The organism is Ruminococcus sp. B05 (assembly GCF_003628495.1).
In the GTDB taxonomy this organism is placed as follows: domain Bacteria; phylum Bacillota; class Clostridia; order Lachnospirales; family Lachnospiraceae; genus Schaedlerella; species Schaedlerella hominis.
On sequence record NZ_RBZR01000022.1, the window covers coordinates 45,357 to 52,458 of the forward strand.

At 31.9% G+C, this 7,102-nt stretch carries 4 protein-coding genes; 3 read left to right on the forward strand and 1 reads right to left on the reverse strand.

Annotation, left to right across the window (positions count from 1 at the left end):
* Nucleotides 1-13: 13 nt before the first annotated feature.
* On the reverse strand, nucleotides 14-1,489 hold the full coding sequence (locus tag D8Q48_RS13705; RefSeq protein ID WP_121056848.1) for a nucleotide sugar dehydrogenase: 1,476 nt from the start codon (nucleotides 1,487-1,489) through the stop codon (nucleotides 14-16).
* Between the two features lie 386 nt (nucleotides 1,490-1,875).
* Between D8Q48_RS13705 and D8Q48_RS13710 the strand changes: the two genes are divergently transcribed.
* From D8Q48_RS13710 to D8Q48_RS13720, 3 genes are all read left to right on the forward strand, one after another.
* Entirely contained in the window at nucleotides 1,876-3,432 is a 1,557-nt protein-coding gene (locus D8Q48_RS13710; RefSeq protein ID WP_121056850.1) for an ATP-binding protein, read from the forward strand.
* 499 nt (nucleotides 3,433-3,931) lie between these two features.
* On the forward strand, nucleotides 3,932-5,608 hold the full coding sequence (locus tag D8Q48_RS13715; RefSeq protein WP_121056852.1) for a retron Ec67 family RNA-directed DNA polymerase/endonuclease: 1,677 nt from the start codon (nucleotides 3,932-3,934) through the stop codon (nucleotides 5,606-5,608).
* Between the two features lie 828 nt (nucleotides 5,609-6,436).
* The gene (locus tag D8Q48_RS13720; RefSeq protein WP_147422757.1) at nucleotides 6,437-6,682 is read left to right on the forward strand and encodes a hypothetical protein; all 246 of its coding nucleotides are present in this window, start codon (nucleotides 6,437-6,439) and stop codon (nucleotides 6,680-6,682) included.
* Nucleotides 6,683-7,102 lie beyond the last annotated feature (420 nt).

Here is a 7,102-nt window from a genome sequence, read left to right on the forward strand (position 1 = left end):
TATTGAAAGATAATTAGTCGCGCTGGAATAAGTCTCTTGTATATACTTTATCGCGGACATCATCCAGACAAGAATCATAACGGTTTGCAATGATACTGTGGCTGAGCTTTTTGAATTCAGCAAGATCATTTACAACTTTACTTCCAAAAAATGTTGTTCCATTTTCAAGTGTTGGTTCATAGATTACAACAGTTGCACCTTTCGCTTTGATTCGTTTCATTACGCCCTGGATACTGCTCTGACGGAAGTTATCAGAATTACTCTTCATAGTTAGTCTATAAACACCGACAACAACTTCTTTTTCTTTTGTTGCATCCCATGAACTATTCGCTTCATAAGCACCTGCCAGTTCAAGCACGCGGTCAGCAATAAAGTCTTTTCTTGTTCGGTTACTTTCCACGATTGCACTCATCATATTTTGAGGAACATCATTGTAGTTGGCAAGCAGCTGTTTTGTATCCTTCGGTAAGCAATATCCGCCATATCCGAAAGAAGGGTTGTTGTAATGTGTTCCGATTCGTGGATCTAAACACACACCATTGATAATATCCTGTGTATTCAGTTCTTTCATTTCTGCGTAAGTATCTAACTCATTAAAATAAGAAACACGAAGTGCAAGATATGTATTTGCAAATAATTTTACAGCTTCAGCTTCAGTGAATCCCATAAATAATGTGTCAATATCTTGTTTGAGTGCACCTTCCTGAAGAAGTGCAGCAAAATCTCTTGATGCTTTTACAAGGCGTTCATCATTTTTATCAGTAGAAACAATGATACGGCTTGGATAGAGGTTATCATAGAGCGCTTTTGATTCTCTCAAAAATTCCGGGCTGAAAATAATATTGCTAGTGTTATATTTCTTGCGGACAGAGTCAGTATATCCAACAGGGATTGTAGATTTAATCACCATGATTGCATCTGGATTTACTTTCAAAACAAGTTCGATAACAGCCTCTACAGCAGAAGTATCAAAATAGTTCTTTTTGCTGTCATAGTTTGTAGGTGCTGCAATGACAACAAAATCAGCATTTTTATAAGCTTCTTCACCATCTAAAGTAGCTGTCAGATCAAGCTCCTTCTCAGCAAGGTATTTCTCAATATAATCATCTTGGATAGGAGATTTCTTATTGTTGATCAAATCGACTTTTTCAGGGATGATGTCTACTGCAGTAACGTGATTGTGCTGCGCAAGCAAAGTTGCGATAGAAAGTCCTACATAACCTGTACCTGCAACGGCAATATTAAGTGGTGCCGGTGAAGCAAGCTTAGTATTTGTGTTATCTACGAAAACTTCATCTGGTTCAAATCCAAGAGCTTTGCACAATGCTTCCAACTGTGGAATAGATGGAAGAAAATCTTCTTTCTCCAGGCGGGAAATTAATGCGCGATTGATTCCTGTTGCATCGGCAAGTGCCTGCTGTGTCATGTTTTGTTCTTTTCTCTTTGTAGCAACCAAGTCAGCTAAAAGAGACTGAGATAATTTTTTCATGGTGAAATCCTTTCTTTAATGTGTGTATTTTAATAGTTATACAATACGATGTTGTTTTAAATAACAAAACTGCGTTTGCTGATTATTGGTTTTAACGTATTTATAGTAACATAAGATAGGAAAAGGTGCAAGAGGAGGGATGGAAAAAGAATAAAATGTTATGATAAATAACATTGACGGAGAGAAAAATAAAATGAAGGTTTAACAGAATAGTTTTTTTGACTAAGGGGGAGTCACAGAGCATTAGTTACCTTTATAAATGTCGAATTATGTCAAAACCTGTCGAATGAATAGAATTGGATTGGGCAATAAAGGAGTATATAATATATTATAGTAGTAAGCAGTATGGATTTAGAACAAGATAACAAAGGAAGGGAGAGAGGTAAATGAAAATAAAAAAGATTAAATTGACAAATTTTAGAGGCTATAAAGATACAACAGAGATTGAATTTAATGATCTTACGGTATTTGTGGGGCGAAATGATATAGGAAAGTCAACAGTGCTTGAAGCGTTGGATTTATTTTTTAATGAAGGGAAAGGAATTATAAAATATGATAAAGCAGATGTAAATGTTGAAAGTCAGGAAAGACAGTTTATAATTGAGGTGATATTTGGTGAAATTCCGGATGAAGTTATTGTAGATGCAACATATCGAACATCACTTCAACAAGAATATATGCTTAATCGTGAATCAGAATTGGATATAATTAAGAAATTTAATGGTACCAAGTGTAGTGGTACTTTTATCAGAGCATACCATCCGACAAACGATAATTGTTCGAACTTACTTACTAAAAAAGTTACAGAATTAAGAAAAATTATTCGTGATAGCGCTATAGAGTGTGATAATCAGGCAACTAATTCGGTTATGAGAAAAGCAATATGGAAATATTACGAAGATGAGTTAGAACTGAAAATGGTGGATTTAGATGTTACTGCAGGTGAAGATACAAAGAAAATATGGGCAAAAATGTCGACGTTTTTGCCTGCTTTTTTCTTGTTTCAGTCTGATAGAGCAAATACTGATGGAGACAAAGAAGTTCAAGATCCTTTGAAAGCAGCAGTGGCTCAATTTTTACAAGAAACTGAAATTCAGGAAACATTGAATAATATTGCGATGCAGGTTGAAGAAAAATTAAAAGAAGTATCTGAACGTACGCTGGAAAAGTTAAAAGATATGGATCCAGAAGTAGCCAATACTCTAAAACCAATTATCCCTTCAGCAACAAGTTTAAAATGGTCGGATGTTTTTAAGAATGTTTCAATTACTGCAGATGAGGATATTCCGATAAATAAAAGAGGTAGTGGCGTTAAGAGGTTGATTCTTTTGAATTTTTTTAGAGCAGAGGCAGAGCGAAGACAAGAGGAAAGTGATAGTGTGGGTATTATTTATGCTATCGAAGAGCCAGAAACTTCACAGCATTTTTCAAATCAGAAAATTCTTGCTGAGGCGTTGAGTGAGCTTTCAAAGGCTTCTAATACACAGGTTGTTTTAACTACTCATAGTGGGGCAATTGTAAAAGCACTTCAATATGATGATTTAAGACTTGTTACTGAAAATGATCAAAAAGAGAAATGTATAACTTCAGTTCAAAGCAATATATTGGTTTATCCGTCAATGAATGAAGTGAATTATACAGCATTTGGGGAGGTGACAGAAGAATATCATGATGAGTTATATGGATTCATTAATGGAAATGATTGGCTTACAGAGTATGAAAATGGTAAAACACAAATACCATATAAACGTTTATTGAGGAATGGGACAATAAGGGATGAAACGAGAACATTAACTCATTATATTAGAGATGTTATGCATCATCCGGAAAATACAAATAATACAAAATATACATATCAACAATTACAACAGTCTATTGAAGATATGCGTGAATATATTATTGGAAAAATAGGATTAAATACTGTAAATGAATCAAACCAGTAAGGAGAAAAGAAGTGAGAGGTACCTTTAAATTTTAACTTAAGATAATATAAAATTGAGGAATGCGTATTATGAATAAATTAAAGACAACATCTCTTGTCACAACGGTCAAATAATAAAATGTCAGATGAACAGTTAGAACAACTAGCCCTATTGAGCGAGACTGTGAAAGCTAACTGTCAAAACTAAAATAGAGGAAAACGCTTGCATCTATCATTTTGGTGCAAGCGTAGTTTATGCGTAACGTAGCAATATTTTGCGCTTGCTTTTTATCGCCTGCTTTTTTATAAAAAATATGTATATGGGTTGTCAAGAATAAGAAAATGTTTTATTCTATTAATAACGTGTAGTTAGATTTTGTGCTTGTGTTTCGCAAGTGTTGGTAAAAATGGTAGGAAGATATGCGTTCTCTTACTTTTTTAACTATGATGTGTTGCAGAGTAGTCTTTGGGCATCGCATAATGAGTAACTACACGTTATTTTTATTAAAGGATAAATTGAAATGATAAACGAAGTTAAAAATAGAAATGAATTAGCAGATCTTTTGGGGATTCCTCATAAAAGACTAACATATCTTTTATATATAAAACATTTGGAGAATATGTATACATCATTTGAAATTCCGAAAAAAAGTGGTGGACAGCGTTTGATTAATGCACCAAATAAAGAATTAAAACTAATTCAAAGAAAATTAGCAAATGAATTATATGAATATAATTCGAAGTTAGCAAAAACTAATAGTGTTTCACAAGCTTTTGAAAAAGGAAAAAGTATTTTTACGAATGCAAAGATACATAGAAAAAAGCGATTTATTGTAAATGTAGATTTAGAAAATTTTTTTGATAATATTCATTTTGGGCGAGTTAGAGGATATTTTATTAAAAACAAGAATTTTCAATTAGCGGAAGAAGTGGCAACTGTAATAGCTCAACTTACATGTTTCGAAGGAAGTTTACCGCAAGGAGCACCAACATCTCCTATTATTTCAAATTATATCTGTAATATTTTTGATTTGAGAATAATTAAATTAGCAAAAAAATATAAATTAAATTATACGCGTTATGCAGATGATTTAACCTTTTCTTCAAATGACAAATACTTTATGGAAAATTGGGATGCTTTTTGGGGGAAATTAAAAAAGGAAGTGGAAAGAGCAGGATTTCATTTAAATGAAAAGAAAACAAGAGTATCGTATAAAGATTCTAGACAGGAAGTTACAGGAGTTGTTGTAAACGAAAAAATAAGTGTAAAAAGAGAATATTATAAGAATACTAGAGCTATGGCAAATAATTTGTATAAGACAGGAGAATTTTATATAAATGGAGAGAAAGGAAGCCTAAACCAATTGGAAGGGCGTTTTACTTTTATAAATCAGGCGGAATGTTTCGGGAAAAAAACAAATTTTAATCAGTTAAATGGAAGAGAAAAACAATATCAAAAATTTCTTTTTTTTAAATATTTTTTTGCAAATGAGAAGCCATTAATTGTTACAGAAGGAAAAACAGATGTTATATATTTAAAAGCAGCTTTAAAGAAAATGTATAAGGATTATCCGGAATTAGTAATGAGAGATGATAAAGGCGTATTCCATTATAATTTATCTTTTTTGAAAAAAAGTAAACGATTAAAAAACTATTTGAATATACAGAGTGATGGCGCGGATACTATGAAAAATATCTATCTTTATTATTCAAAACAATCAAATAATAATTATCCGCAATATATTAAAGTGTTTGAAAATATTCGCGGAAGTAGCCCGCAAAATGTTGTAATCATGTTGTTTGACAATGAATTAGGAGAAAAGAATAGACCAATTTCTAATTTTTGCAGAGCTTATGTAAAAGATGAACAAAAAGCAGAATTGCAAGAAAAATTATATACATTATTAGAATCAAATTTATTCTTAATGATGACTCCGCTACAAGAAGGAAAAGAGTTAAGTGATATAGAGGATTTGTTTCCTGAAAAAGTATTGAATATTGAAATAGAGGGCAAAAAATTTACTAAAGAAGATAAATATGATAAAAAAAAGAATTACGGGAAAGACAGATTTTCAAAATACGTGATGAAGAATTATGGGAAAATAAATTTTGATGATTTCAGACCATTATTGGATAAAATCAAATTTATTATTATGCAATATAAAGAAGTGAATGAAGGAGTTAAAAAGAATTGTTGATTTTTCGCAAATTGCGTTTTAATATGAGTATATTCTTCCAAAGTATCAATCACTTAATCCTGACAAAGCGCATCTAATATCAAAAATATCTTATTGTCATCGTAGTCTCTGTCTATAGTAAACGTAGCTTTGCCAAAGACGGATGTTTCCGGTTTCATAATTTGGAAGGTACTTGTGTTAGCAAACTTAAGCTCTTTTTCCTGAGAAGAGTGTATTTTAGGGGAAATGCTGATTGGATAATTATTGGAAGTGAGTACACATGTCTCCGTGAGGTGATGGACTTTTTATAAACGCTTTTAGTGAATATACTTTCGGAACTATAGCGAACGATCTCGAAATTTACTAATGTTTATCTTTTGGGAAGATTCATGAAGCAGATATAAGATATTGGTAATAAGCAACTTCCAGAAGTTAGTATGCTATATGTGATATTAGCAATAAACTTTCCTTCCTATAATGTCAAGCTTTAAATCATTGATTTTTCGGGCGTGATATTATAGGAAGGAATTTAGCTGGTGAAGAAATATTATCATTTTTTGAAAAATATGATAATATACAAAAATTAGATTTACTTTATAACATTTACAAAATAATAGCAGAAATAATAAGTTCATATGTCGTATATAAGGATAAGGTGTCAACAAATAATTTTAAACGAGAAATAAAAGATAAAATTTGTAAGATAGAGAATTATCAACAACGCATAATAAAAAGTGATTTTGATAAGTATTGTAACAAATTTTGTAAACAAGAGATGCGAGAAAGAAAATGTAAAAAAGATGTATACGAAAGAAGGAAGAATACATAACCGATTATTTGATGGATCAAATGAATTTAACATGGAATGGTTCATTTGGATATGATACAAATGGCAGTACAGTGATTGTTAATGGCCGAAACAATGCTTTATATATTAAGAAAAAAGTGCTGCTTGAGTTTATAGAACAAAATGGTTTAGATGTTGTATGGACCGTGTTAGGAGAAAAACAAAAGATAACTGGTGGAATTGGTAGAGATTTTCCGGGAAGGGCAGAATTTGGTTATACATATTATATAAATGAAAAAATGAAGTGAGTCGAAACCATAAAGAGTATAATATTTTGAGAGCAGGAAAATTTTGATAATATGACATATATGACCACATTGGAGACAGCAACATCAAATCTCTATAGTTGAATAAAATACTTAAATCGACTGTCAAAGGTGAGAATCAGGGTTGTTTCATGAAGGATTTTTAAAAACATAAAAAGATCAGATTTTATCGGGGGTTATGCATGTTATACAAAACATGTGTAACTCTTGATTTTTTGTGCCTGTAGAGGTATAATATCTATATGGTATAGGTGTATTGCACCTATACAGAAAGGAGGATATTATGCCAGTAACTGAGAAAAAGTACCCGGATTGGGTTCAGAAGTATCGGATCAAAGGAACTACCGTGAAGAAAAAAGGAGATTCGTATTATCTCTATAAAAGAACATCCCGGCGCGTGAA

Excerpts from the sequence above, each read along its gene's own strand:
- D8Q48_RS13705 (WP_121056848.1), bottom strand. The coding sequence starts at position 1,489 with ATGAAAAAATTATCTCAGTCTCTTTTAGCTGACTTGGTTGCTACAAAG.
- D8Q48_RS13710 (WP_121056850.1), top strand. The coding sequence starts at position 1,876 with ATGAAAATAAAAAAGATTAAATTGACAAATTTTAGAGGCTATAAAGAT.
- D8Q48_RS13715 (WP_121056852.1), top strand. The coding sequence starts at position 3,932 with ATGATAAACGAAGTTAAAAATAGAAATGAATTAGCAGATCTTTTGGGG.
- D8Q48_RS13720 (WP_147422757.1), top strand. The coding sequence starts at position 6,437 with ATGAATTTAACATGGAATGGTTCATTTGGATATGATACAAATGGCAGT.